23 protein-coding genes and 1 pseudogene are annotated in these 22779 nt (G+C 62.9%); 16 read left to right on the top strand and 8 right to left on the bottom strand.

What is annotated here, in order from left to right; all coding sequences use genetic code 11:
* The 5 genes from VGH68_RS26040 to VGH68_RS26020 all read right to left on the bottom strand — a co-directional run.
* The coding region (locus VGH68_RS26040) for a CoA transferase (RefSeq protein WP_331606593.1) at window positions 1-740 on the bottom strand (740 nt) is incomplete at its 3' end.
* A 31-nt stretch (window positions 741-771) separates the two neighbouring features.
* Window positions 772-1605: an enoyl-CoA hydratase-related protein gene (locus VGH68_RS26035; protein ID WP_331606592.1), complete on the bottom strand. Its 834-nt coding sequence runs from the start codon at window positions 1603-1605 to the stop codon at window positions 772-774.
* Window positions 1606-1713: 108 nt separating this feature from the next.
* The gene (locus VGH68_RS26030) at window positions 1714-2985 is read right to left on the bottom strand and encodes a TRAP transporter large permease (RefSeq protein ID WP_331606591.1); all 1272 of its coding nucleotides are present in this window, start codon (window positions 2983-2985) and stop codon (window positions 1714-1716) included.
* 11 nt (window positions 2986-2996) lie between these two features.
* Window positions 2997-3530 carry a TRAP transporter small permease gene (locus VGH68_RS26025; RefSeq protein ID WP_331606590.1) on the bottom strand — a complete coding sequence of 178 codons (534 nt, stop codon included), beginning with the start codon at window positions 3528-3530 and terminating at the stop codon, window positions 2997-2999.
* Window positions 3531-3543: 13 nt separating this feature from the next.
* Window positions 3544-4644: a TRAP transporter substrate-binding protein gene (locus VGH68_RS26020; protein WP_331606589.1), complete on the bottom strand. Its 1101-nt coding sequence runs from the start codon at window positions 4642-4644 to the stop codon at window positions 3544-3546.
* 354 nt (window positions 4645-4998) lie between these two features.
* Here VGH68_RS26020 and VGH68_RS26015 point away from each other — a divergent pair, with 354 nt between their 5' ends.
* From VGH68_RS26015 to VGH68_RS25985, 7 genes are all read left to right on the top strand, one after another.
* The gene (locus VGH68_RS26015) at window positions 4999-5424 is read left to right on the top strand and encodes a MaoC family dehydratase (protein ID WP_331606588.1); all 426 of its coding nucleotides are present in this window, start codon (window positions 4999-5001) and stop codon (window positions 5422-5424) included.
* A 49-nt stretch (window positions 5425-5473) separates the two neighbouring features.
* Entirely contained in the window at window positions 5474-6619 is a 1146-nt protein-coding gene (locus tag VGH68_RS26010; RefSeq protein WP_331606587.1) for an acyl-CoA dehydrogenase family protein, read from the top strand.
* A 45-nt stretch (window positions 6620-6664) separates the two neighbouring features.
* Window positions 6665-7858, top strand: coding sequence for a CaiB/BaiF CoA-transferase family protein (locus tag VGH68_RS26005; RefSeq protein WP_331606586.1), 1194 nt, complete (start codon window positions 6665-6667; stop codon window positions 7856-7858).
* A 26-nt stretch (window positions 7859-7884) separates the two neighbouring features.
* Complete coding sequence (locus VGH68_RS26000; RefSeq protein WP_331606584.1) at window positions 7885-8298, top strand: MaoC family dehydratase; 414 nt, start codon at window positions 7885-7887, stop codon at window positions 8296-8298.
* Between the two features lie 163 nt (window positions 8299-8461).
* Window positions 8462-9355: a helix-turn-helix domain-containing protein gene (locus VGH68_RS25995; RefSeq protein ID WP_331606583.1), complete on the top strand. Its 894-nt coding sequence runs from the start codon at window positions 8462-8464 to the stop codon at window positions 9353-9355.
* A gap of 146 nt (window positions 9356-9501) precedes the next feature.
* Window positions 9502-10725 carry a glycosyl hydrolase gene (locus VGH68_RS25990; RefSeq protein WP_331606581.1) on the top strand — a complete coding sequence of 408 codons (1224 nt, stop codon included), beginning with the start codon at window positions 9502-9504 and terminating at the stop codon, window positions 10723-10725.
* A 351-nt stretch (window positions 10726-11076) separates the two neighbouring features.
* On the top strand, window positions 11077-11382 hold the full coding sequence (locus tag VGH68_RS25985) for a TetR-like C-terminal domain-containing protein (RefSeq protein ID WP_414696992.1): 306 nt from the start codon (window positions 11077-11079) through the stop codon (window positions 11380-11382).
* Window positions 11383-11422: 40 nt separating this feature from the next.
* On the opposite strand, the gene VGH68_RS25980 is transcribed toward VGH68_RS25985, so the two are convergent.
* Window positions 11423-12193 carry a glucose 1-dehydrogenase gene (locus VGH68_RS25980; protein WP_331606580.1) on the bottom strand — a complete coding sequence of 257 codons (771 nt, stop codon included), beginning with the start codon at window positions 12191-12193 and terminating at the stop codon, window positions 11423-11425.
* A gap of 370 nt (window positions 12194-12563) precedes the next feature.
* Here VGH68_RS25980 and VGH68_RS25975 point away from each other — a divergent pair, with 370 nt between their 5' ends.
* The 3 genes from VGH68_RS25975 to VGH68_RS25965 all read left to right on the top strand — a co-directional run bounded on the left by VGH68_RS25975 (window position 12564) and on the right by VGH68_RS25965 (window position 15797).
* Entirely contained in the window at window positions 12564-13463 is a 900-nt protein-coding gene (locus VGH68_RS25975) for an SDR family oxidoreductase (protein ID WP_331606579.1), read from the top strand.
* A 7-nt stretch (window positions 13464-13470) separates the two neighbouring features.
* Window positions 13471-15282 carry a glycoside hydrolase family 15 protein gene (locus VGH68_RS25970; protein WP_331606578.1) on the top strand — a complete coding sequence of 604 codons (1812 nt, stop codon included), beginning with the start codon at window positions 13471-13473 and terminating at the stop codon, window positions 15280-15282.
* A gap of 209 nt (window positions 15283-15491) precedes the next feature.
* The gene (locus VGH68_RS25965) at window positions 15492-15797 is read left to right on the top strand and encodes a hypothetical protein (protein WP_331606577.1); all 306 of its coding nucleotides are present in this window, start codon (window positions 15492-15494) and stop codon (window positions 15795-15797) included.
* Between the two features lie 148 nt (window positions 15798-15945).
* On the opposite strand, the gene VGH68_RS25960 is transcribed toward VGH68_RS25965, so the two are convergent.
* Window positions 15946-16080, bottom strand: a complete 135-nt coding sequence (locus VGH68_RS25960) for a hypothetical protein (protein WP_331606576.1) — start codon at window positions 16078-16080, stop codon at window positions 15946-15948.
* Between the two features lie 509 nt (window positions 16081-16589).
* Here VGH68_RS25960 and VGH68_RS25955 point away from each other — a divergent pair.
* Both VGH68_RS25955 and VGH68_RS25950 read left to right on the top strand, forming a co-directional pair.
* Window positions 16590-17999: an MFS transporter gene (locus VGH68_RS25955; protein ID WP_331606575.1), complete on the top strand. Its 1410-nt coding sequence runs from the start codon at window positions 16590-16592 to the stop codon at window positions 17997-17999.
* 68 nt (window positions 18000-18067) lie between these two features.
* The gene (locus VGH68_RS25950; RefSeq protein ID WP_331606574.1) at window positions 18068-18295 is read left to right on the top strand and encodes a hypothetical protein; all 228 of its coding nucleotides are present in this window, start codon (window positions 18068-18070) and stop codon (window positions 18293-18295) included.
* 6 nt (window positions 18296-18301) lie between these two features.
* Here VGH68_RS25950 and VGH68_RS25945 read toward each other — a convergent pair whose 3' ends face one another.
* Window positions 18302-19108, bottom strand: a complete 807-nt coding sequence (locus VGH68_RS25945; RefSeq protein WP_331606573.1) for a TetR/AcrR family transcriptional regulator — start codon at window positions 19106-19108, stop codon at window positions 18302-18304.
* A 187-nt stretch (window positions 19109-19295) separates the two neighbouring features.
* Here VGH68_RS25945 and VGH68_RS25940 point away from each other — a divergent pair, with 187 nt between their 5' ends.
* The 4 genes and pseudogenes from VGH68_RS25940 to VGH68_RS25925 form a co-directional block, all read left to right on the top strand.
* Window positions 19296-20507: an FAD-dependent monooxygenase gene (locus VGH68_RS25940; protein ID WP_331606572.1), complete on the top strand. Its 1212-nt coding sequence runs from the start codon at window positions 19296-19298 to the stop codon at window positions 20505-20507.
* An 18-nt stretch (window positions 20508-20525) separates the two neighbouring features.
* Complete coding sequence (locus VGH68_RS25935) at window positions 20526-21281, top strand: Asp/Glu racemase (protein ID WP_331606571.1); 756 nt, start codon at window positions 20526-20528, stop codon at window positions 21279-21281.
* 1 nt (window position 21282) lies between these two features.
* The gene (locus VGH68_RS25930; RefSeq protein ID WP_331606570.1) at window positions 21283-22116 is read left to right on the top strand and encodes an alpha/beta hydrolase; all 834 of its coding nucleotides are present in this window, start codon (window positions 21283-21285) and stop codon (window positions 22114-22116) included.
* A 9-nt stretch (window positions 22117-22125) separates the two neighbouring features.
* Window positions 22126-22779, top strand: a pseudogene (locus VGH68_RS25925) (2,5-dihydroxypyridine 5,6-dioxygenase); the annotation flags it as partial.

The raw sequence follows: 22779 nt of genomic DNA, 5'->3' as shown, positions 1-22779 counted from the left end.
CCGTCCGCAGTGGCATAGATGCCGTACGGCGCGGGGAAGTACCAACCTGAGACACGCCCGGCCTGTCGCACGTCGTCATGGCCGTCGCCGTTCAGAAAACAGGTCAGCGACTCCTGTTGCAGATCGAGCGCAGCCGAGAGCAGGCTGACGTCGACCCGGCAGCCCTCGCCGGTACGCTCGCGGTTAAGCAGTGCCGTCAGGATGCCGTTCGCGTACAGCGCCGCGCCGTGATGATCGACGACAGACACACCCACCGCGCGCGGACCGTCCTCCACGGTTCCGGTGATCGTCGCGATACCCGACATCGCCTGGATGATCAGGTCCTGCCCCGGCCGGCTGGCATAGGGTCCATCCGGGCCGAATCCCGAGCCGGACGCATAGATGATGTCCGGCTTGACCGCCTTGAGTGCGTCGTAGCCCAATCCGAGCTGTTCCATCACACCGGGACGGTAGTTCTCGGCGACCACGTCGACTTCAGGCAGCAAGCGCATGACGATGTCGATCGCCCGCGGGTCCTTGAGATTCAGCGCCAGACTGCGCTTGTTGCGGTTACCCATCAGAAGCAGCATCGTCTGTTCGTCGATGGTGCGATTTGCGCCGCCCCACTTGCGCTGAAATGCGCCGTCGACAGGTTCGACCGATATGACGTCGGCCCCGCAATCGGCGAGGTGCTGCACGCCCAGAGGGCCCATCAGAAAATGATTGAAGCTGAGGATGCGGATACCATTCAGCGCGTTCATATGATCTCCGTTACGTCGTGATTCCGGCCGATCAGCGACCCTTGAAGTGCGGCGCCCGCTTTTCGACGAATGCCCGGTGGCCTTCGGCACGGTCCTCGGTCTTGAACACGTCGAGATTCGCCTGATGCTCGCGCGCGAGGCCCTGCTGAAGGCTGGTTTCGAACGAATCGAGCACGGCGCGCTTGGCCAGTCGGACCGCGAGCGGCGCACGCGAGGCGATCAGCGATGCGATCTCAACAGCGCGCGCGACGCTTTGTGCCGGCGCGACGACCTCCGTCACCAGTCCGTGACGCTCGGCCTCGGCTGCCGTCAACGGCTCGCCGGTGAGCACGAGTTTCATCGCCAGTGTCTTGCCGAGCACGCGCGGCAGGCGCTGCGTCGCGCCATCGCCCGGGAGGGCACCGATGACGATCTCTCGCTGCGAAAAGGTCGCGTCGTCCGCCGCGATGACGATATCGGCCAGCATCACCAGTTCGTGGCCACCACCGATGGCGAAACCGTTGACCGCGGCGATCAGCGGCTTCGGAAAAGCTTCAATCGCCTTCCAGCTCGCGAGGCGCGCCAGGTCCGCATACGCTGCGACCCCGCGTGCCGCCATGTCGGCAATATCGGCGCCGGCGCTGAAGAAGCGCTCGCCGCCGGTGAGCACGACGGCCCTCACGTCGTCGCTGGCTTCGGCCGCCGCGAGCACGCGCGCCAGTTCCACCAGCAACGGCACACAGAGCGCGTTGCGCTTGTCGTGATGATTCAACGTGATCAACCAGACGAAACCAGTGGGTTGTTCAAGCTTCAGGTATTGCAGGTCGTCGAATGCGGTTAGCGGAGCCGGCGCCGCGCCGCTTCGCTCGATGTGAGTCGTGTTCATGATGAGCCTCTCGGTAGTCCGATCGCTTTTCGCGCGCGGACAATCGACGCATACGGAGTCGTGGAGATGGGGCCAGTGGCGCGCAGCCACCGGCCCATCGTTCTCGCGTTATTTGATTGCCAGCAAGTCCGGCAGAAAGCGTGGAATATGCGGGAAGACGATGATCAGCAGCAGATCGACCGCCAGCGCGAAGATGAACGGCATGATTGCCCGAGTCGCCTTTTCGACGGACACGCCGCCGATGGAAGCGGCTGTAAAGAGGCAAAAGCCGATCGGTGGCAGGTTAATGCCGATGGCCGAGTTGACCAGGACGATGACGCCGAACACGATCGGGTCGATATGCATCTGCACGACGAGCGGCAGAAACACGGGGATCACTACCGCGATACTCGAGATCGTTTCCAGTACGGTATGGGCTGCCAGCAGGAAGAGATTGATCAGGATCAGCAACACGAACGCGCTGGTCGTCACGGCCAGGAAGCTGTTGGCGACGTGCAACGGAATTTGCGCCTCGATCAGATAGCGGCCGAGCACGAACGCAAGTCCGAGAAGAAACGAGACCCGCGTGGTATTGATGGCCGTGCGCGTGAGTATTTCCCTGAACTGCGACAGCTTGAGCGACTTGAAGACGAAGGCGCTTACCAGCGTCACATAGAACGCCGCGACGACGCCTGCTTCAACCGGCGTAAACACGCCGCCGAGGATGCCGCCCAGAATGATCACCGGAGTCAGCAATGCCAGGATCGCCTGCCTGAACGTGGTCCACAGCCGACTGGCGGAGAACGGCTCCACCGCTGTGTAGTTCTGGCGCACGGCAGTCAGGTAATTGACGAGCATGAAGGAAACGACCACCAGAAACATCGGCAGGATGCCCGCGACGAACATCGTGCCCACCGAAACGTTCGCGGTGTACGCGTACACCAGCATGCTCATCGACACGGGCGACAACAGTCCGAGCGAGCCCGCTGCCGACTGCAGCGCCACTGCGAACGCGCGTGAATATCCCTGCTTGACCATCCCGGGGATCATGACCGAGCCGATCGCGGCGGTATCCGCAGTCGCCGAGCCGGAAAGGTCGGCGAAGAACATGCTCGCCACGATCGTCACCTGTCCGATACCGCCGCGCATGAACCCGACAAGGGCCTGCGAAAAGTCGATGATCCGGCGCGAGACGCCACCCGCATCCATGATCGCGCCGGTCAGCATGAAAAACGGGATGGCCAGCAGGCCGACGTTGTTCAGGTTCGAAAAGAGCTGCTGCGGAATCACCAGCAGCGGGGTTCCATTCAGCGCCAATGCAATCGTCGCCGCAATGCCGATGCAAATGGCCACCGGTACACCCAAGCCGAGGAAGCCAGCGCCTAGAGCGAGTGCCCACATGTTGATTCACCTCAGGTATGTTCGGAGACGCCCTGCAACAGCGACGGCCTCGTTTGTGCGCCCGGCGCGAGATGGGAAACCGCGACTCGCACCGCGGAATGAAAAACCAGCAACGCGCCGCAGACCGGAATCGACAGATACGGGTAGACCATCGAGATTGGCAAAGAGGTCGCGGTTTCGGTGCCCATCAGCTCGAGCATGTCGCCGCCGTACATAACGAACACCACGCCGAGCGCGAGGACAGCGCAGTCGGTCAGGTCCGCCAGCATTTGCGCGAAGACCGGCGGACAACGGTCGGCCAGTATCCGCACCTCCGGATGAACCCGCAGCTTGGCGCCTGCCGCCGCACCGAGGCAGGTGAGCCACACGAACAGATAAGCCGCGAGCTCGTCGGACCACGACAGCGAGTCGTGCAGGATGAAGCGAAAGACCACCCCGAGGCCAGCGACGCACACCATCGTGAGAAGCAGTCCACCGCATAGGAACAGCGTGATCCTCAGGACCAGGTCGTCGATAAACAGCAGATTACGCGCAAGCTTTTCCATGGCGCTCCTCCGTTTATTTCGAAGCGACAGCGGACTTGTCGGCCGCCTTGATTTCCTGATAAAGCGCGTTGCCATCGGGAATGTCGCTGAGCAGGCTGTCGCGCGCCTTATCGGTGGCGGCGGCCCACGGCGCCGTGTTGACATCCGTCACCTGGGTGCCATTCTTCTTCATCGTTGCGAGCGCGTCGTTGTATTCGTGCTTGTACTCTTTGATGTCATAGTTCGCGGCGATCGCGGCAGCGGCCAGAAACGCCTTCTGCTCGTCGGGCGAAAGACGCGTCCAGGCGCTCTTGCTCATTGCCAGCACCACGGGCAAGTAGTTCACGTGGGTCAGGTAGTAATGCTTCGCGACATCGGAGAATTTGTCCTGGATGAACTGCTCCGGCGACGTATCGCCGCCGTCGACCAGGCCTTGCGACAGCGCCAGAAACAGCTGGTTATAAGGCAACGGAGTCGGGTTTGCGCCCAGTGCCTTATAGCCCGCGATATAGCCGCGACTCTGCATCACTCGCACTTTCATATCCTTCATGTCACCGAGCGAGCTGACGGGCCTTTTAGCCGTGAACAGATTGCGTTCCCCCACCGACAGCCACGTCAGGCCTATCATGTTGGCCGCGGGCATCATGTCGAGGAACTTGCGGCCCACCGGTCCTTGCAAAACCCGGTTAGCGTCGTCGATGCTGCTGAACAGATAAGGCATATCGAAAATCTGCCACTGCTTGATCGTGTTTCCGATCGGCGCCTGTGCTGAAATCATCAGTTCCTGCGTGCCGGTGCGCAGCGCTTGTGCCATCTGCACTTCGCCGCCCAACTGCGACTGCGGGAAGATCTCGATCTTGACTTTGCCGTGGGTTCGTTGCGCGACTTCCTTCGCGAATACTTCGGCAGTCAGCTGATAGTGGTTATTCGGGGCGAGGGTGTGGCCCAGCTTCATGACGATCGGGTCGTCGGCACGAGCGCTGCTTGCTACGACGACGCCTGCTGCGAGCAGCGTACCTACCATCATGGCGCGCCATGCGCGCCGCGCGCTAAGGAATGATTTCATCTCGTCTCCTTCCGTCCTGGAATGTAATCGTCGCGCTGCGTCAGGTCGATCCGTCAGCAGGCGTTTCAAGTATTCGTGAGTGCCGCCAACGGGCGTTAGGACCGCTCGCCTGATTTCTTGTACTTTTTTACGGCGTCTTCGATGCGAGGCGTTTTGCAGACCGCGTGGCGGTCTGCCCGGCGCACACGGAGAAAAGCCCGTCGGGAATATTGACTAATGGCTGACAGGGCCGCTCCGCGAGCCGCTTGCGCAGCAGCCGAAGACCGCAATCACTGCTTGCGTGCAGTCAAAAAAGTCCAAGCATTCGCCCAAACCGTCCTAACGGTCGGCAACGCGCACTCATTAAATTTGAGTCACGCCCGCCGGGCCCAATCAGCAAAGAAAAGGCCGGCTCCACAACCGACACCTATTTCCACGACCACCATGGCCAAACGCCCACACATGGATTGCTACGCGGTCGGCGACACTGCCGATTTCGCCAAGACCGTCACTGAATTCGATATCTACGGCTTCGCCGGGATCGTCGGCGATTTCTATGCCGTGCATCTGAACGAGGAATTCGCCAAAACCACGCGCTTCGAGAAGCGGATTGCGCAAGGCTGTCTGTCCGTCGGCTTCTTATCGACTGTGATGGGTTGTATGGCGCAAAAGGCGCCGAGCCCCGGTGCGGTTTCTTATCGCTACGACATCACGTTCAACGCGCCGGTGTTCATCGGCGACACGGTCACTGCCCGGCTCACGCTGCGCGAGAAGAACGACGATCGCAACATCTGCGTGTTCGGCGCGGAGGTGACGCGCCAGGACGGCACGGTGGTCGCATCTGGCGATACCTATCTGAAGGTGCTGTAACGCAGCGCATCCGATCCAACCCATCTCCCGCTTTTTCATAGAGTCCGACATGCCGCATTGGTTAAACGAACAACACACCGCGATACGCGACGCCGTGCGCCGTTTCGCGGAGAACGAAATCGCTCCTGTCTCGGAAGAACTTTGGGAAGCGGAAGCGTTTCCTTACGACATCTGGAAGCGTGCTGGCGAGCTCGGCTTTGCCGGCCTGCCCTATCCTGAGAGTTGGGGCGGCGGCGGTGGCGAATGGCTCTCGTATGTGATCGTATTAGAGGAACTGGCACGGGTCGACTGCGCAATCGCCAACTCGCTAATGGCCAATTCGACGGTCGCAAGCCTGCTCTCCAACTATGGCACCGATGAGCAGAAGGACCGTTTTTTGCGCCCTATCCTCGACGGCCGCAAGGTCGGCGCAATTGGATTATCGGAGCCCAACGCGGGCTCCGACGCGGCCAACATCGCGACGCGCGCGACGCTGGAAGGCGGCCAATGGATCATCGATGGGTCGAAGACCTTCATCAGCAATTCCGGCACGGAAGTGACGGGACCGGTCGTTATCGCCGCGGTAACGGGCACGCGCGCTGACGGCCGCAAGGAGATTTCCAACTTCATCCTGCCCAACGGCACCCCGGGTTTCAGCTATGGACGCAAATTGCGCAAGATCGGCTGGCGCGCATCGAGTACCTACGAGTTGTTTTTCGAGCGCTGCACGATCCCGGCCGCCAACCTGCTGGGCGAACGCGGTGCGGGCTTGCGACAGACGCTCGCCCAGATCAGCACCGGCCGAATCCTGATCGGCGCGCTCGCGCTGGGCATCCTGCAGGGTTCGCTGGATCGGTCGATCGCGTACATGAAGGAGCGGCGCGCATTCGGCAAGCCGATCGCCGAGTTCCAGGCGCTGCAGTTCAAGATCGCCGACATGGCGGCCCACGCGCACGCCGCGCGACTCATGCTCTACGATGCCGCCGCGCTGAAAGATGCAGGCGTTCGCTTCGATCAGCAGGCGTCGATGGCCAAGCTCTTCGCCACCGAGCGCGCGATGGAGGCGGCTCATCAGGCGTTGCAGATACATGGTGGCTACGGCGTGATGAGCGAGTACCCGGTATCGCGCGCATTCGGCGACGCCAAGGTGCTGGAGATCGTCGAGGGCACCTCGGAGATTCAGCGAATGATCATCTCGCGAAACCTGCTGGCCTGAACGCCTCAGTGACACAGATACGGACACGCGCTCAGGAGACAAGTCATGCTGGAAGGCATCAAGGTACTCAGTTTCACCCACTTCTTGCAGGGCCCCGCGGCCGTGCAGATGTTGGCCGACGTCGGCGCCGACGTGATCAAGATCGAACCGCCGGGCGGCGCGTTCGAGCGCAGTTGGACCGGCTTCGATGCGTATGTCGAAGGTGTGAGCATGTTTTTTCTGCTCGGCAACCGCAATCAGCGCAGCATCTCGCTGGATCTGCGCGACGAGCGCGCGAGAGAGATCGTCTGGCGGCTGATCAAGGAAGCCGATGTGCTGATCGAAAACTACCGGCCCGGGGTCCTGCAGCGCATGGGCTTCGGTTACGACGATGTCCGGGACGTCAATCCGCGGCTCGTGTACTGCTCATGCACCGGCTATGGGTCATCGGGACCGTATCTGAAGCGGCCAGGGCAGGACCTGTTGCTGCAGGCCATCAGCGGCATGACGATGCTCTCCGGCGAGGCGGACTCCCCGCCCACGCCAGTCGGATCCGCGATCGTCGACCAGCACGCGGCGGCGTTGGCCGCGTTCGGCGTCGTCGCGGCGTTGCAGGCCCGTGAACGTACCGGAAAAGGCACGCTGGTCGAAAGCAACCTGCTCAACGCGGCGCTCGATCTTCAGATCGAGCCGTTCACCTATTACCTGAACAAGGGACCGCTGTGGCCGCGCACGAACCCGCCGACCGGCAGCCGGTTCCACCCGTCGCCCTACGGCATTTACCGCACTCTCGACGGCTGGATCGCCGTTTCGCTCACGCCAACCGAGAAGCTGGCGGCGGCCTTGCGCGAGCCCGCGCTGGCCGGGTTTTCGCACCCAAAGGATAACGTGCGCCGCCGCGACGAATTGAACCGCATCGTGTATGACGCGCTGACCACGCGCACCACGGCCGACTGGATGGCGGTCTTCGACCAGCACGATATCTGGTACGCGCCCGTGAACGACTACGACCAGGTGGAGGCCGACCCGCAAGTGGCCCACAACCGCGTCATCATGGAAGTCGACCATCCGCAGGCCGGGCCGATTCGTTTGCTCGCGCATCCGGTTCGATACGACGGCGCCGCACCGCCGCTCACCCGTCAGCCGCCGCGGCAAGGCGAACATACTCGCGAGGTGCTCGCCGAACTGGGCTACGAGCCCGACGAAATCAATACGCTGGTCGAAGCGGGCGCGGCGCTGACCGGGCGGAGGACCGCATGAACACTCATCTGAATCAGTGCCACGACTTGCTGCGCTTCGACGATATCCAGATCGGCCGCGCTCAGGTGCTCGTGCATACCATCGCGGAAAGTGACGTGAACGCCTTCGGCCATCTGTCGGGCGACCTGAACCCCTTGCACATGGATCAGCAGTTCGCGGCGCGCACGCCATTCGGCCAGCGCGTCGCGCACGGCCTGCTGACCGCGGCGCTAGTGTCGACGACTCATACCGGCTTGACCGGTCCCGGCTTCGTCTATGTCGGGCAGGAGCTGCGCTTTCTCGGCCCCGTCTTTATCGACGATACGATCAGAATCCATGTGACGGTCATCGAGAAGAAACCCGCCAAGCGCATCCTCGTCATGGACACCATGGTTCGCAACCAGCACGGCAAGCCGGTGCTGACCGGATTGTCGGCTCTGAAGGAATTGCGTTTCCAATGATCTGACAAGAGGCAGGCAAAGCCCACCCTGTGCGGGTTTTCGACAACAGCGGTCCAGCCGCTTTGCTAATTACAATCACACTACGTTCCATGCCGAAGCGGCGAAGGAGAAACAGCAGCCTTGATTTAACCAGGCAGTCAGCTGGATGCAGGAGACAAAACAAATGCTTAGCGGTTGTAGTTGTCAGTTGCCCGTCTTCAAGATAGCCAACTATGAGTACGGGTCGCGAATCAAGTCGATCGACTTTCATTTCGCGCCGCTGGAAGATATGAAATCGACGTTGCCGTATCCTCATCGGCACGAGTTCTATCACATCGTCTGGGTCGTGTCGGGCAGCGGTCATCACATCATCGACTCGGTCCGTTACGAGGTGCGGCCCAATACGCTGTTCTTCATGGCGCCCGGCCAGATCCACGATTTCGTGTTGTCCGAAGACACCGTCGGGCACGCAATCAGTTTCTCGTCCGAGTTCTTCGCCTTCAAGGTGCAAAACCGCCATTCTCAGACCGAAATTCCGGTCTACGATTTCGAGCGAATTCCAAACACGGTTTATATGAGCGACGCACAAGCTCAGGACCTTCATCGTGTGCTGGACGGAATCGATGCGGAATATCAGGGCGAAGAGGCAGGCTACGAAGACGTGATCTGGTCATATCTGCGCGTTCTGCTGATCAAGTCCGCGCGCCTGGGCGGCGAGGCCGTCACCGACGTCAATTCGTCGCGCAGCGTGCTGTTGTCGCGACGCTTCAAAAGCCTGCTGGAAAAACATTTCACCACGGTCCACGACGTCGCTCGCTACGCATGCCTGTTGAACGTCACGGAACGCGCGCTGAACGATGCAACGCGCCAGGCGCTCGGCAGCACCGCGGCCAAGCTGATTCGTGAACGCGTGATGCTGGAAGCGAAGCGTCTGTTGCTTCATTCGGAGGTCAGTGTGGCGGAGGTTGCCACACAGCTTGCCTTCGACGACCCAGCGTACTTCAGCCGATGTTTTCGCAAGCACACGGGTCGCTCGCCAATCGACTTCCGCCGCAGCCTGGAGAAACTGAGCATTTGAAGCAGTGGGACGACAGGCGTCCCGGTGCGTCGTAGAAAAGTCCAATATAAGCCGCGCTTCGTCCTAACCGCTGGAACCGCCGCACTCCTAGAATTTTGTGTGCCCCCGTCAGTCGGGAAACGCGAAAGTTATCAGGAGACAAAGGCGTGAATGCTTCGTACCAAGACCAAGGACTGTCCTCTGAGCGGTCCGCCCTCTTCACCGCTATCCTCGATCGCATTGCGACCAAAGTTGCAGAGGACGAGCCGACGCTCGGCGTCGAGTTCCCCCAGATCACAGCGCCCAATGGAAAATGGGTGCTGCTGCCGGCGTCGCTGTCGGCAGGCTACAGCGGTTCAGCGTGGAGCCACGGCAATTGGTTTTGCGGGTTCTGGGTCGGACTATTACTGACTTCGTATTTGCACACGGGCAAGGACAAGTACCTGTCGTGGGCCCGTGAGCGCATGCGTCTCGTCGCGCAGCGCGCACAGGACCCCAACACGCACGACATCGGCTTTATCTTCGACAGCAGTGCGGTCCCCGGCTACGACATCACCGGCGACGCGTGGTACGCAGACATTGCAATGGAAGCCGCGGACAAACTGCGCGCGCGTCTCGTCACGACGCGCAGCGGCGCCTATCTCGCTTCCTGGGGCCCGCTTGACGATCCGCGCGGACGCAGCGCGTCGGCGATCGACACGATGGCGAACCTATCGTTGCTTTACTGGGCGGCGAACCATTCGGGGGACGGCAGTTATCGCCTCGCCGCCGAAGCGCATTGCGTGATGACCGCGAACGCGTTTATTCGGCCCGACGATTCGACTTATCACGCGGTCGAGTACGACGTGATAACCGGTGCGCGCAAGCGCGGCTACACCTTTCAAGGCGCCTTCGACGAGTCGGCGTGGAGTCGGGGCCAGGCGTGGGCCGTCTATGGCTACGTCAACACGGCGCGCGAAACGGGCAAGCGCAGCTGGCTAGACCTCGCGGGGCGGCTAGCGGCGTACTATCTGCGCCGGCTCGATGGAAGTCTGGTCCCGCCGTGGGATTTCGACGCCACCGGCGCGGACGCGCAAATCAAGGACACGGCCGCCGCGGCGGTGATGGCGTCAGCGCTGATCGAAATGGGCCGTCTACATCCCGATCCTGCCGAAGCGCTCCGCTGGCGCGAACACGGACTCGCGATGCTCGAAGCGCTGTGTCGCGACGAGTTTGCCGACGAACCGGCGCAGCGCGGACTGTTGAGGAATTCCTGCTATTCGAAGCCGCACAACGAAGGCGTCGATGGCGCGACGATGTTCGGCGACTTCTTCTTCGCGGAAGCGCTATGTCGCGTGATGCTACCAGGCAAACTTCGGCCGGCCGACACGCAACGCCTATCGCTCGCCTGAAGCGCACATCCAACGTGGTTCTCAACTCTCGCTACCCCGGCCGTCCACGATATCGAACGATCTTCCGCATTTTGTCCCGACTGACCTGCCCGGGGCGCTGCTGATCGGACGGATCTGGCGAAACACCCCGATAGACGGCCGTCGGTCGTCGTCGTTCGTAAAGGTCACGTCTACGACATCACCGCCTCGGCCGGGCATGCGCCGGGCAGCGGCTTCACGCATCACCTCGGGGACAAGGTGACGATTGGAACGCCGCAGCTCGGCGCACTCGCCAACACCGTGCAGTCGTCAACTGAGATTGCGCCCTGACGATTCAGCGTTCGCGCTCCTTACGAGGCCCTTGCCGGCAAGGTGATTCGGCTGCTGATCGCCGGCGCAATCCAGGATCCCGAACTCGCGACCCTGTTGCACGAACGCTTCATTCTTCCACGCAGGCGCTTGGCCGTTGCGATCATCGATCATGCAATCGAGCGTGGTGAATTACCCGATGGCGCAGATAGCGAGACCGCCATTGATATGCTGATGGGGCGCACGTGGTACCGCCAGCTCGTGACCGGTGCGCGGATACGCGTCGCGGATAAAAGCAAGGTCGTCAATCTGCTGATCGACGGCCTGCGCAGAAGTGGCAAGGGCGACGCCACCGGTAGCTCATGGTGAAGGCGTGCTGTTCCCGCTCACGCGGTTCGCGCGGCAAGCCTCACGCGCCGCCCCATTGCATCGACAAGCCGCCGTCGATCGTCCATGTTTGCCCGGTTACGTAATCGCCATAGTCGGACGCAAGAAACAGCGCGAGCCGCGCGATTTCTTCCGGCTGTCCCGGCCGATGCCACGGAATCACTGACATCGATTTCTCCCGCTTGTCGGGGTCGTCAAGCCGCTGCTGCGTCATCGGAGTCTGGATCAGCCCTGGCGCAATGTTGTTGACGTTGATGCGGTCTTCCGCGACTTCGCGCGACAGGCTGCGCGTGAGCGAGCCGACGCCTGCCTTCGCCATCCCGTACGGTGCGCTTTCCGGCGTCGGCAGATGCTGCGCGACGGATGAGATATTGACGATGCGTCCACCGCCGCCGGCCTCGCGCCGCTGTTTGACAAATATCCGGCAACAGTAAAGCGGGCCGAGCAGATCGGTGCGCAGCACCGTCTCGATTTGCGCATCGTCGAGTTCCGCAACCGACGCGCCGCCCGCGCCCACGCCCGCATTGTTCACCAGCACATCGAGTGTGCCGAGCGCTTGCGTCGCTTCAGCGAAGAAGGCCGCCACCGACTGAGGATTGCCGACGTCGCCCTGAATCGCGCACGCGCGCCGGCCGGCTGCTTCGACGCGGCGCACGGTTTCCTGCGCGCCCTGCTGGTCCGTGTGATAAACGATGGCGACGTCCGCGCCTTCCTGTGCGAAAAGCGTCGCGATTGCCTGGCCGATGCCGGAATCCGCGCCGGTTACAAGTACGTGCCTGTCTTGCAGTTTCATTCCCTTCTCCTTCACAGCAGTTGTTCGATACGCATCGGCAGTTCGCGGACTCGCTGTCCGCGCGCGCGCCAATACATGCGATTCGCAAGCGCCGCGTGCGGCATCGGATGCACTGCGGTGGCGGCGCGCGTACGCGCCGGAGCGAGCAACCGGTATGCCTCTGCGCCGCGGCGGCACCTGGTTCGATGGAACGAGGCTTGCGCAATGCCTTTGTCGTTTTCGACCGGCGTCGTTATGCGCGTGCGCTGTCACTCCAGCGCGGCGCTGACGAGGCCGCGAGCGAGGCATACCGCTTGCGTCCGTAACGCGCCCAGGCACGCCAGAGCGGTCTACGCATGTCCCCGTTATTCGTTATTCAAGGAACCAGACGATGGCCACCCAAAACCAGTATTCGATGCAAGATCCGTTGAAGCAATATCCGGGTCCGAATTTCGAGCGCCAACCGCAATCGCCCCCGGGGCTCGCGAAGGACATGAATCCGCGCCCGGACCATGGCGAACAAAGCTACCAGGGCTTCGGACGATTGAAAGGCCGGCGCGCGCTGATCACGGGCGCGGACAGCGGCATTGGGCGCGCGGTTGCTATCGCGTTCGCGCGTGAAGGCGCTGATCTCGCACTCAACTACCTGCCGAGCGAGGAAGCCGATGCTCAGGAAGTCAGGAAGCTCGTCGCCGATGCGGGCGTGAATGCCGTCGCGCTGCCCGGCGATATCAGCGACGAAGCGTTCTGCCGCGAGCTCGTCACGCGCACCGTGTCGGAGCTGGGCGGCATCGACATTCTTGTCAACATCGCCGGTAAGCAGACCTCGGTCGAGTCGATTGCCGAGCTGACGACCGAGCAGTTCGAAGCCACGTTCCGGACCAACGTCTTCGCGATGTTCTGGCTGTGCAAGGCCGCGCTCGAACATATGCCGCCGGGCGCGACCATCATCAATACGACGTCGATCCAGAGTTATCAGCCGAGTGCGTCACTGCTGGACTACGCGCCGTCGAAGGCGGCCATCACGGCTTTCACGCATGCGCTCGCCAAGCAGGTCGCGCCGAAGGGTGTGCGAGTCAATGCGGTCGCCCCGGGCCCGATCTGGACGCCTTTGCAGCCAAGCGGCGGCCAGCCGCAGGAGAAAATCGAAGTCTTCGGTTCCGAAGTGCCGATGAAGCGCCCTGGGCAGCCTGCCGAACTGGCACCGATCTATGTGGTGCTGGCGTCGCAGGAGTCGAGCTTCGTCACCGGCGAGGTGTATGGGGTGACGGGCGGCAATCCGATTACCTGAGGCGCGGATGAAGTCCGATATCACCGCAAGCGACGCTGCGCTTGCCCGCCCGGACGGGGAGCTGCCGCTGGAATACTACGGCGCGATCGGTGACGGGCGCAGCGTCGCGCTGGTCGGCGCCGACGGCTCGATCGACTGGTGGTGCGTGCCCTCGCTCGATAGCGTGCCGTTTCTGGACCGCTTGCTCGCGCCCGGCAGCACGAGCGGACGCTTTTCGATCACACCGGTCGAGCCGTTCTCCGTATCGCGTTGCTATCGCCCCGACAGCAACGTGTTGCAGACCGTCTTTTCGACCGCATCGGGGCGGGTGCGCATCACCGACTCGCTGAACAGCGGCATCTCCGGGCGCTTGCCGTGGAGCGAGCTGGCGCGGCGGGTCGAGGGGCTCGACGGGATCGTGGAGCTCGCGATCACGATGCGTCCCGGCGAGCGCCGCGACACCGCCAGCGCGTGGTGCGAGCGCACGCGGGAGGGACCGGTGTTTCATGTCGATGGGATCGTCGCCGCGTTGCGCATGGACTGCGACGCCGCCGAAACCCGGATCGACGACCGGCATGTCGCCGCGCGCCTGAGCGTGCAGGCCGGTGTGCGCCACTGTGTCGCCCTGCTGTGCGCCGCCGACACGCCGCTGATCCTGCCGCCGCTCGCGAGCATCGATGAGCGCATCGACCGGTCGCACGATTCATGGCGGGAATGGACGCGCAATCTGCGCATCGAAGGTCCGTACGCCGACGCGGTTCGGCGCAGCGCGCTCGCACTGAAGCTGCTGCTGTTCGCACCGACCGGCGCGATCGCGGCGGCGGCCACGACATCGCTGCCCGAGCGCATCGGAGGCGACAAAAACTTCGACTATCGTTATGCGTGGGTGCGCGATGTCGCGTTCACGGTCAAGGCGTTCCTGCGTATCGGCGCGATCGAGGAAGCGAAAGCGGCGTTCTCGTGGCTGACCGCGACGATCCGGCGCCACGGTGGCGATCTGCGCACGATGTACCAGCTGGATGGCGAACTGGCGCCGGGCCAGGATGAACTCGACAACCTGCCGGGCTACCGCCACAGCCAGCCGGTGCGGCGCGGCAACTTCGCGCGCGGCCAGGTCCAGCTCGGCATGTTTGGCGACCTGATGGAGACGGCGGCGCTCTTCGTCAGAAGCGGGCACATCCTCGACTTGTCGACGCGCCGTTTGCTCGGTGAGCTCGCCGATCGCTGCTGCGATATCTGGCGTCGTCCAGACTCGGGGCTATGGGAACTGCCCGAAGTTCAGCAATACACGATGTCGCGGATCGAATGCTGGACCGCGCTCGACCGCGCCGCCGAACTGGCGCGAACGCAGCAGATCGACGGCCATCGCGTGGAGCGCTGGCTGCGCGAACGCGATGTCATTCGCGACTGGATCGACGCGCACTGCTGGTCAGAGGCCAAGCAGGCGTACGCGTTTTATCCCGGCAGCGACCGGCTCGACGCGGCATTGCTGCTGGCGTCGCGGCTGGGTTTCGAGCGCAAGGACAGACTCGCGTCGACGCGCGAAGCGATCGTGCGCGAGCTGACCCGTGGTCCGCTCGTGTATCGCTATTCCGGCGCTGATAGCGAAGAAGGCACCTTCACCGCATGCGGCTTCTGGCTGGTGGAAGCTTATGCGATCCTCGGCGAGCGGGCGCGCGCCGAAGACCAGATGGCGAAAATGATCGAGGCGACGTCCGGTGATCTCGGGCTATTCAGCGAGCAGGTGGATCCAGACTCCGGCGCGATGCTCGGCAACCTGCCGCAGGCGCTCAGCCATCTTGCGATGATTCACGCGGCGTTGGCGTTGCAGGGAATCTAAGCGCCGCTATCGGCGCGCCGCGCTGGCGCCGGCGAGCGCTCGTGCGGAGTCAGACGCGGCAACGCGCGCGCCGACGACTGCAAAGGACCAGGCGAAATGTGCGACACATTGTTCGGGCCTTGATCTGGCCAGTGCGGGCCGCGCGGGCGAACGCCCGCTGCGTTTGTTTGCAAGCGCTTTAAAGCCGCTGTTAGTGCAGCATCCCTGGCATGGAAAGACGCATCATTTTCTATCTGCAGTGCGCCTGTGGAAGCCGTGGCTCCATTGTCGAGTTCTGCGCGGCGCCGGCTGGCGCGATGGATCGCCAGCATTCCCGCTTCCTGCTTCGTGGGCTGTCTCAAGGCGGTGAATATTGCGGAGAAAATGAGGTATTTGCCCGGTTAAAGCCTGCCTGTCAGAAGTGCGGGCAAACCATGGGGCCGGCCAGCATCGTCGGCGTGAGTGAGCTCGGGCAGACGGCTGTCATTGCACCACGGGCGCATCGAGCGATCCACGACGCATACGTGCAGCGATAGCGCGCTGCGCGAAACGGTGCGCCACCTCTGCTGCGCGGTGAGTTCATCGCGACCATTTCCCACAACGTCGAACTGCGCCGCGACAGGAGTGTGGCGAGTAGATGACGGCGATCGTCCCGTTCAGATCGACCGCCGCGCTGGCGTGCCATCACGGCTGGCGTTGACCGCCCTGATGCATCGGTTGCTTCTGCTGGTTCTGTTGTTGCTGACCCTTGACCTTGCCCTTGCCTTGATCGTTGCGCGGATTGGTCGGGTTCGCATTACCCTGTTTCGAGTTCGGCATGACGGCTCCTTTTAAAGTGGACGTGCGGTGAATGCCGAGCATCGGCTGTTCCCGGCGTGCGATGACAGACGCTTCGGTAGTCGAAGGACGTCCAGCATCCGGCATCGCAGCGGACGAAACTGGAGGCTCGCCATGCCACCCGATGCTTTCGTATCCGGCAGCGCGCGCCATCGGTGTAGCAAGCACACGGCCGACTCGTAAATCCTTCAACAGCACGCTCGAAACTGCCGCACTGGCAGGTTCGCATCGCAGGGCCGTCCAACTTTTCCGCCGGTTTCCCTCTTGCGCTCGCCCTGCGCAAGCACCCCAGCCCTCGCATCGCGTTGCCACTGCGCGTGCGTACCAATGCTCACGTTTTCCACTATTTTTGTCCGATTGCACAAATTATTTATAGGTACATATAATAAAAATACGTCGAAAGCGGTGGGCCCCCGCTTCGCGCATTCCGGCAACTGCCGGCCCGAACGCATTCCTGGACGGCACGCGCCGTCGACAACGAGGAGTTGTACATGTCGCAAGCAGAGCTTCAATCGGGGCCGGCCTTCCCGCCGCGCACGGACGATCCGCTGGCCGCCGGCCGCGGCCAGACGTGGAGCGGCAACGTCGTCGTCGAGCAGTACATCGACGCGCATCCGTTCTCGCGCTTCCAGTGGCTGCTGATGGGTCTGTGCTTTCTGATCGTGCTGGTCGATGGGATGGACACCGCGGCGATCGGCTATATCGGGCCGGCGCTCGTGAAGGGATGGGGCATCAGCAAGGCGGCGCTAGGTCCGGTACTGAGCGCGGCGCTGTTCGGTCTTGCCGCGGGTGCGGTCGTATCGGGGCCCGCGGCCGACCGTTTCGGACGCCGCGGCGTGCTCATCGCAGCCACGCTGTTCTTCGGCGCGATGAGCGTTGCGACCGCGTTCTGCGGCTCGGTCGAATCACTGGTGACGCTGCGCTTTCTGACCGGCATCGGGCTCGGTGCGGCGATTCCGAACGCGATCACGCTCGTGTCGGAATACGCGCCCTCACGCAGCCGCTCGATCGTCGTCAACACCACGTACTGCGGCTTCTCCGTCGGTGCGGCGGTCGGCGGCTTCGTCTCGTCCTGGCTGATCCCGAGCTTCGGCTGGCATAGCCTGTTTCTCGTCGGCGGCATCGTGCCGCTGGTGCTCGCCGTAGTCGTCATGCTGTGGATGCCCGAATCGGTCCGCTATCTGGTCAAGCGCAATGCGCCGAAAGAACGCATTCACGCGCCACTTGCACGCATCGCACCGCTCGATCTGTCGCGCGTCGAGTCTTTCCGGACGGCCGAGCGGGCGGACAGCCAGCCGAAGACATCCGTCGCCGCGATTCTGTCGAAGAGCTTTCTGGTCGGCACGATCATGCTGTGGCTCACTTATTTCATGGGCCTCGTGATCTTCTATCTGCTGATGAGCTGGATGCCGCTGCTGATGAACGAGGCCGGCTTCACGCCCGAACGCGCCGCTTTGCTCACCGCATTGTTCCCGCTGGGCGGTGGCATCGGCACCATCGCATCCGGCTGGCTGATGGACCGCTGGAACGCCAATCTCGTCGTCGTGCTCGGCTACCTGCTGACGGCGGCGTTCATCTTCGTGGTCGGCCAGGCGATGGGCAGCATCGGTCTGGTCAGTGCGCTGATCTTTCTCGCCGGGACGACGATGAACGGCGCGCAATCGTCGATGCCTTCGCTCGCCGCGATCTTCTACCCGACGCAAACCCGGGCCACCGGCGTGTCGTGGATGTATGGCGTCGGACGCTTCGGCGGGATCGCGGGCGTCGCGTTGGGCGGGTTGTTCTCGGCGTGGAAGCTCGGTCTGCCCGCGGTGTTCGCGCTGCTCGCCGTACCTGCGGTGATCGCGGGCCTGGCGATCTTCGTCAAGCACCGCGCGCATCCCGAGCGGGAACTCGCCTGAGCCTACATGCGGGCCGCTTCGGTGGCGAAGCGGCTCGCTTCATTTTTGTTAGAAGCCAAGGAAGCAATATGAGTCAGGAACTGGAAGCACTGAACGGCAAGCTGCATGGTCTCACCGCCGCCATCAGCGTGATCGCGGCGGCGCTGCCGCAGTCGTCGTCCGCCGATGTGCAGGAAACGCTGCGCGATCTGATCGGCGAAACGGCGACTTCGGACTTGCCCGGCGTAACGCGCGAATCGATGCACGCCGTCATCCGGCATGTCATCGATTCGATGGACATCGGCCTGCGCCGTTAGCGCGTTTCAAGCCACCCGTGCCGCCGTCTTCTTCGCGGCGGCACGCGCCGTCTTCGGTGTGGTCTTGGGTCTGGTGGCGGCGGCAACGGGCTTGTTCACGCGTGGGCCGTTCACCGCCAGGCTCGCTTCTGCTTCCAGTCCACCGACGATGAAGCTCGTCAACTGCTCCAGCGTCTCGTGCGCATCCGCCGGATTGCAGATGTTCTTCGACAACACGTCCAGTCGATGCGTATCCGAAAACGCGTACAGATAGGCACCCACCATCGCCGTGACGCGCCAGTACAGGTCTTTGGCGGGCAAGCCGGGCAACGCCGCGCGCAATGCGTCCACGTAGGCGTCGGTCGATTCGCCGTAAGCGCTGCTTCGCAAGCTGTAGGAAATCTCCGGCGGCTCGGTATGCAGGCGCGCCTGCAATCGAATGAACGCGCGTCCACCCTCGGTCTGGCGCAGCGCAACGAGCGGCAATAGAAACGCGCGCACGATGTCGCGCACGCGCACCGTGTCGCCGCTGTCGGCCAATGCCTGCAGACGCTTTACGCGCTCTTCCGAAACCAATGTCGCGCGCCGCAGAAACACCTGCTCGAAGAGCTGCTGCTTGGTGCCGAAGTAATAGGTGATGAGCGCCTGCGTGACATCGCAGGACGCCGCGACCTCCTTCAGCGACGTGCCTGCATAGCCGCGCTGCGAAAAGTCGACTTCGGCGGCATCGAGGATGTTCTCGCGCTGATTCATGTTGCCGGCCGGACGGCCGAGCCGCTTGCGCGTGCCCGATGCGCGGTGCGCGCGGGCGGGAGTGGTGTCGTCTTGTTTCATGCCCTTCGGGTTCTGTAGCGCCTCGAACGAGGCGGTGGAATCGCCCTCATTCTACGGGGCTTCCCGCCATTTTTGCGCGTTTGCGCGACGACCTGCGCATTGGGCCGATTCCGCATTGCATTTATTTATACGGCCATATAATATTGGCCGCATGACCAGGGATTCATTCAACGAAGGACGACACACCATGAGCAGAACACTTCGCGTCGGCGTGATCGGCGGCGGGATCGGCGGCGTCGCCTTGACGGGCGCTCTGGCGCAACAGGGCATCGACGTGCGGCTGTTCGAGCGCGCAGGCGCATTCGGGGAAGTCGGCGCGGGCATCCAGATGACGCCGAACGCGGTGAAGGTGCTCCAGGCGCTCGGCCTCGGCAACGAGCTCGCCGATGTCGCGTTCCTGCCGCAAGCCATCGTCGGGCGCAACTGGGAAACGGCGCGCGAGAACTTCCGCACGCCGCTCGCGGGCGTGTGCGAGGAGATCTACGGCGCGCCCTTCTATCACGTGCATCGCGCGGACTTGCACCGCATTCTGACGTCGCTCGTGCCGGCCGATGCCGCGCGTCTGTCGACGAACTGCATCGACGTACGCCAGCAAGACGGAAAAGCCGTCGCGGTATTCGAAGACGGTAGCGAGTTCGAAGCGGACCTGATCGTCGGCGCGGACGGCGTGCGTTCGGTCGTGCGTTCGAAAATGTTCGGCGACGAAGCGCCCCGCTTCACCGGCAACATGTGCTTCCGCGCTGTCGTGCCGTTCGATTCGATGCCCGCTTTCGTCAGCCCGGATTCGTCGTTCTGGCTCGGGCCGAACGCGCACGTCGTCACTTACTACGTGCGACGCGGACAGGCGGTGAACATCGTCGCGGTGGCGGAAACGGAGAACTGGGTCGAGGAATCGTGGAACGCAAAAAGCAGCCGCGAGGAATTGCTGGCGACGTTCGAGGGCTGGCATCCGAACCTGCAACGCCTGTTCGAACGTGCGGACTCGGTGTTCAAGTGGGGGCTTTTCGATCGCGATCCGATGCAGACGTGGTCGCGCGGCAATGTCACGTTGCTGGGCGACGCATCGCATCCGATGCTGCCTTTTCTGTCGCAAGGCGCGGCGATGGCGATCGAGGACGGTTACGTGCTGGCGAAATCGCTCGCGGCGCACGGCGCGGACATCGGCAGTGCATTGCGTGACTACGAAGCCGAACGCCTGCCGCGCACGAGCCGTGTGCAACTCGAATCGCGCGAGCGTGGCAAGACCTATCACTTGCCGAGCGCGTTCGCGCAGCGCAAGCGCGATCTCATCTACAAGTTCAAGTCGTATCTGAATCCGCAAGCGTCGGGCATTCAGGCCAATTGGGTCTACGCGTACAACGCGACCGACTTTGCGCCGCGTGCGCTGGCCGCCGCTTAACCAACAGGTGAATCGAATATGACCACACGAACATTCCGCATTGGCCAGATCGTCCCGAGTTCGAACACGACGATGGAAACGGAAATCCCCGCGATGCTGATCGCGCGGCAAGCCATAGAACCCGAGCGCTTCACGTTTCACTCGAGCCGCATGCGCATGAAGAAGGTCGTCAAGGAGGAACTCGCGCAGATGGATGCCGAGTCCGACCGTTGCGCGGTCGAATTGTCCGATGCGCGCGTCGATGTGCTCGGCTATGCATGTCTGGTCGCGATCATGGCGATGGGGCATGGCTACCATCGCGTGTCACAGCAGCGCTTGCAGGCGCACACCGCCGCGAATGGCGCCGATGCGCCCGTCATCACCAGCGCGGGCGCGTTGATCGAAGGGCTCAGGACGATCGGCGCGAAGCGTATCGCCATCGTCGCACCTTATATGAAGCCGCTCACAGAACTGGTCGTCGATTACATCCGGCATGAAGGCTTCGAAGTCGTCGATTACATCGCGCTCGAGATTGCCGACAACCTCGAAGTCGGGCGGCACGATCCTGCGCGTCTGCCGAACATCGTCAAGGATCTGAAGCTGGATGGCGTCGATGCGATCGTGCTCTCCGCCTGCGTGCAGATGCCGTCGCTTCCCGCCGTCGCGCAAGTCGAAGCGATCACGGGCAAGCCGGTCGTGACCGCCGCCATCGCGACGACGTATGCGATCCTCAAACAGCTTGGGCTGAAGCGGGTCGTGCCGGGCGCGGGCGCATTGCTTTCGGGTGCGTACTGACATGTCCACTTTTCTCTACGGCGGCAACGTCAACGCGAACGGCATTCGCCAACACTATCTGCGCTACGGCGGCGAGAAAGCCGGACGCGATCCCGTCGTGATCGTGCCGGGCATCACGAGTCCCGCAATCACGTGGGGCTTCGTTGGTGAACGCTTCGGGCAGCAGTTCGATACCTATGTGCTCGATGTGCGCGGTCGCGGGTTGTCGAGCGCATCCGATACGCTCGATTACAGCCTCGATGCGCAGGCCGCCGACCTGCTCGCCTCTCTCGATGCATTGGGCTTCGAGCGCGCCAGCATCCTCGGGCACTCGATGGGCGGACGCATTGCCGTGCGCGCGGCGCGCACTGACGCAACTACTGACGGAACGCGTGCGCGCATTGCAAGGCTCGCGATGATCGATCCGCCGGTTTCAGGGCCCGGCAGACGCGCGTATCCGTCGCAATTGCCCTGGTACGTCGATTCGATCGCGCTCGCGCGCGAGGGCATCGACAAGGAAGGCATGCGCCGCTTCTGCCCCACCTGGACCGATGAGCAATTGCGATTGCGCGCCGAATGGCTGCATACCTGCGATGAGCGCGCGATTCGCGCGAGCTACGAGGGCTTTCATACCGACGACGTCCACGCCGACATGCCGCACGTGAAGCAGCCCGCGCTGCTGATGGTGGCAGGCCGCGGCGACGTGATCCGCGATGAAGACATCGCCGAAATGCGCGGCCTGATGCCGCAGCTCGAAGTCGCGCGCGTGCCGAATGCCGGCCACATGATCCCATGGGACGACGAGGAAGGCTTCTACCGTGCATGCGGCGCGTTCTTCGGCGCGACGCTTCAATAAGGCACCGATATGGCAATCAGCGACTATCAACTGATCGAAGCCTGGAAGGAAGTGCTCACGCTGTCGCGGCTCGAACCGGGACAGACGGTGACCATCCTGACCGGTGCCGCGACGCATCCCCAGACGCTCGCTTGTGCGCTCATCGCGACGCAATCGATGGGCGCCATCGTCAACCGGCTCGATTTGCCGCCGGTGAACGGCGACAAAGCACTCTCGCGCGATGCCCTCGCCTATCTCGGCGAGACCCCGCTCACCGGCAACCGCGCCGCGATCGCCGCATTGAAGGCGAGCGATCTCGTGCTGGATCTGATGACGCTGCTGTTTTCGCCTGAACAGCATGACATCCTCGCATCGGGGACAAAGATCCTGCTGGCGGTCGAGCCGCCCGAAGTACTCGTGCGCATGACGCCGACTCGCGAAGATCGCGCGCGCGTGCTCGCGGCCGCCAAGCACATCGAGCGAGCGCGCGAGATGCGCGTCACGTCGAAGGCAGGAACGGACTTGCGCTGCCCGTTGGGCGAATTTCCGGCCATCGCCGAATACGGCTTCGTCGATAAACCGGGCCGCTGGGACCACTGGCCGAGCGGCTTCGCGCTGACATTTCCGAATGAAGGCAGAGCGAACGGGCGTATCGTCATCGACAAAGGCGACATTCTTCTGCCG

This window comes from Paraburkholderia sp. (assembly GCF_036488505.1).
Taxonomy (GTDB): domain Bacteria; phylum Pseudomonadota; class Gammaproteobacteria; order Burkholderiales; family Burkholderiaceae; genus Paraburkholderia.
The sequence above is the reverse complement of the archived record's forward strand: the minus strand, read 5'-3'. Positions and strand labels throughout refer to the sequence as shown.

Excerpts from the sequence above, each read along its gene's own strand:
- VGH68_RS26035 (WP_331606592.1), bottom strand. The coding sequence starts at position 1,605 with ATGAACACGACTCACATCGAGCGAAGCGGCGCGGCGCCGGCTCCGCTA.
- VGH68_RS26030 (WP_331606591.1), bottom strand. The coding sequence starts at position 2,985 with ATGTGGGCACTCGCTCTAGGCGCTGGCTTCCTCGGCTTGGGTGTACCG.
- VGH68_RS26025 (WP_331606590.1), bottom strand. The coding sequence starts at position 3,530 with ATGGAAAAGCTTGCGCGTAATCTGCTGTTTATCGACGACCTGGTCCTG.
- VGH68_RS26015 (WP_331606588.1), top strand. The coding sequence starts at position 4,999 with ATGGCCAAACGCCCACACATGGATTGCTACGCGGTCGGCGACACTGCC.
- VGH68_RS26010 (WP_331606587.1), top strand. The coding sequence starts at position 5,474 with ATGCCGCATTGGTTAAACGAACAACACACCGCGATACGCGACGCCGTG.
- VGH68_RS26005 (WP_331606586.1), top strand. The coding sequence starts at position 6,665 with ATGCTGGAAGGCATCAAGGTACTCAGTTTCACCCACTTCTTGCAGGGC.
- VGH68_RS25995 (WP_331606583.1), top strand. The coding sequence starts at position 8,462 with ATGCTTAGCGGTTGTAGTTGTCAGTTGCCCGTCTTCAAGATAGCCAAC.
- VGH68_RS25980 (WP_331606580.1), bottom strand. The coding sequence starts at position 12,193 with ATGAAACTGCAAGACAGGCACGTACTTGTAACCGGCGCGGATTCCGGC.
- VGH68_RS25975 (WP_331606579.1), top strand. The coding sequence starts at position 12,564 with ATGGCCACCCAAAACCAGTATTCGATGCAAGATCCGTTGAAGCAATAT.
- VGH68_RS25970 (WP_331606578.1), top strand. The coding sequence starts at position 13,471 with ATGAAGTCCGATATCACCGCAAGCGACGCTGCGCTTGCCCGCCCGGAC.
- VGH68_RS25965 (WP_331606577.1), top strand. The coding sequence starts at position 15,492 with ATGGAAAGACGCATCATTTTCTATCTGCAGTGCGCCTGTGGAAGCCGT.
- VGH68_RS25960 (WP_331606576.1), bottom strand. The coding sequence starts at position 16,080 with ATGCCGAACTCGAAACAGGGTAATGCGAACCCGACCAATCCGCGCAAC.
- VGH68_RS25955 (WP_331606575.1), top strand. The coding sequence starts at position 16,590 with ATGTCGCAAGCAGAGCTTCAATCGGGGCCGGCCTTCCCGCCGCGCACG.
- VGH68_RS25950 (WP_331606574.1), top strand. The coding sequence starts at position 18,068 with ATGAGTCAGGAACTGGAAGCACTGAACGGCAAGCTGCATGGTCTCACC.
- VGH68_RS25945 (WP_331606573.1), bottom strand. The coding sequence starts at position 19,108 with ATGAAACAAGACGACACCACTCCCGCCCGCGCGCACCGCGCATCGGGC.
- VGH68_RS25940 (WP_331606572.1), top strand. The coding sequence starts at position 19,296 with ATGAGCAGAACACTTCGCGTCGGCGTGATCGGCGGCGGGATCGGCGGC.
- VGH68_RS25935 (WP_331606571.1), top strand. The coding sequence starts at position 20,526 with ATGACCACACGAACATTCCGCATTGGCCAGATCGTCCCGAGTTCGAAC.
- VGH68_RS25930 (WP_331606570.1), top strand. The coding sequence starts at position 21,283 with ATGTCCACTTTTCTCTACGGCGGCAACGTCAACGCGAACGGCATTCGC.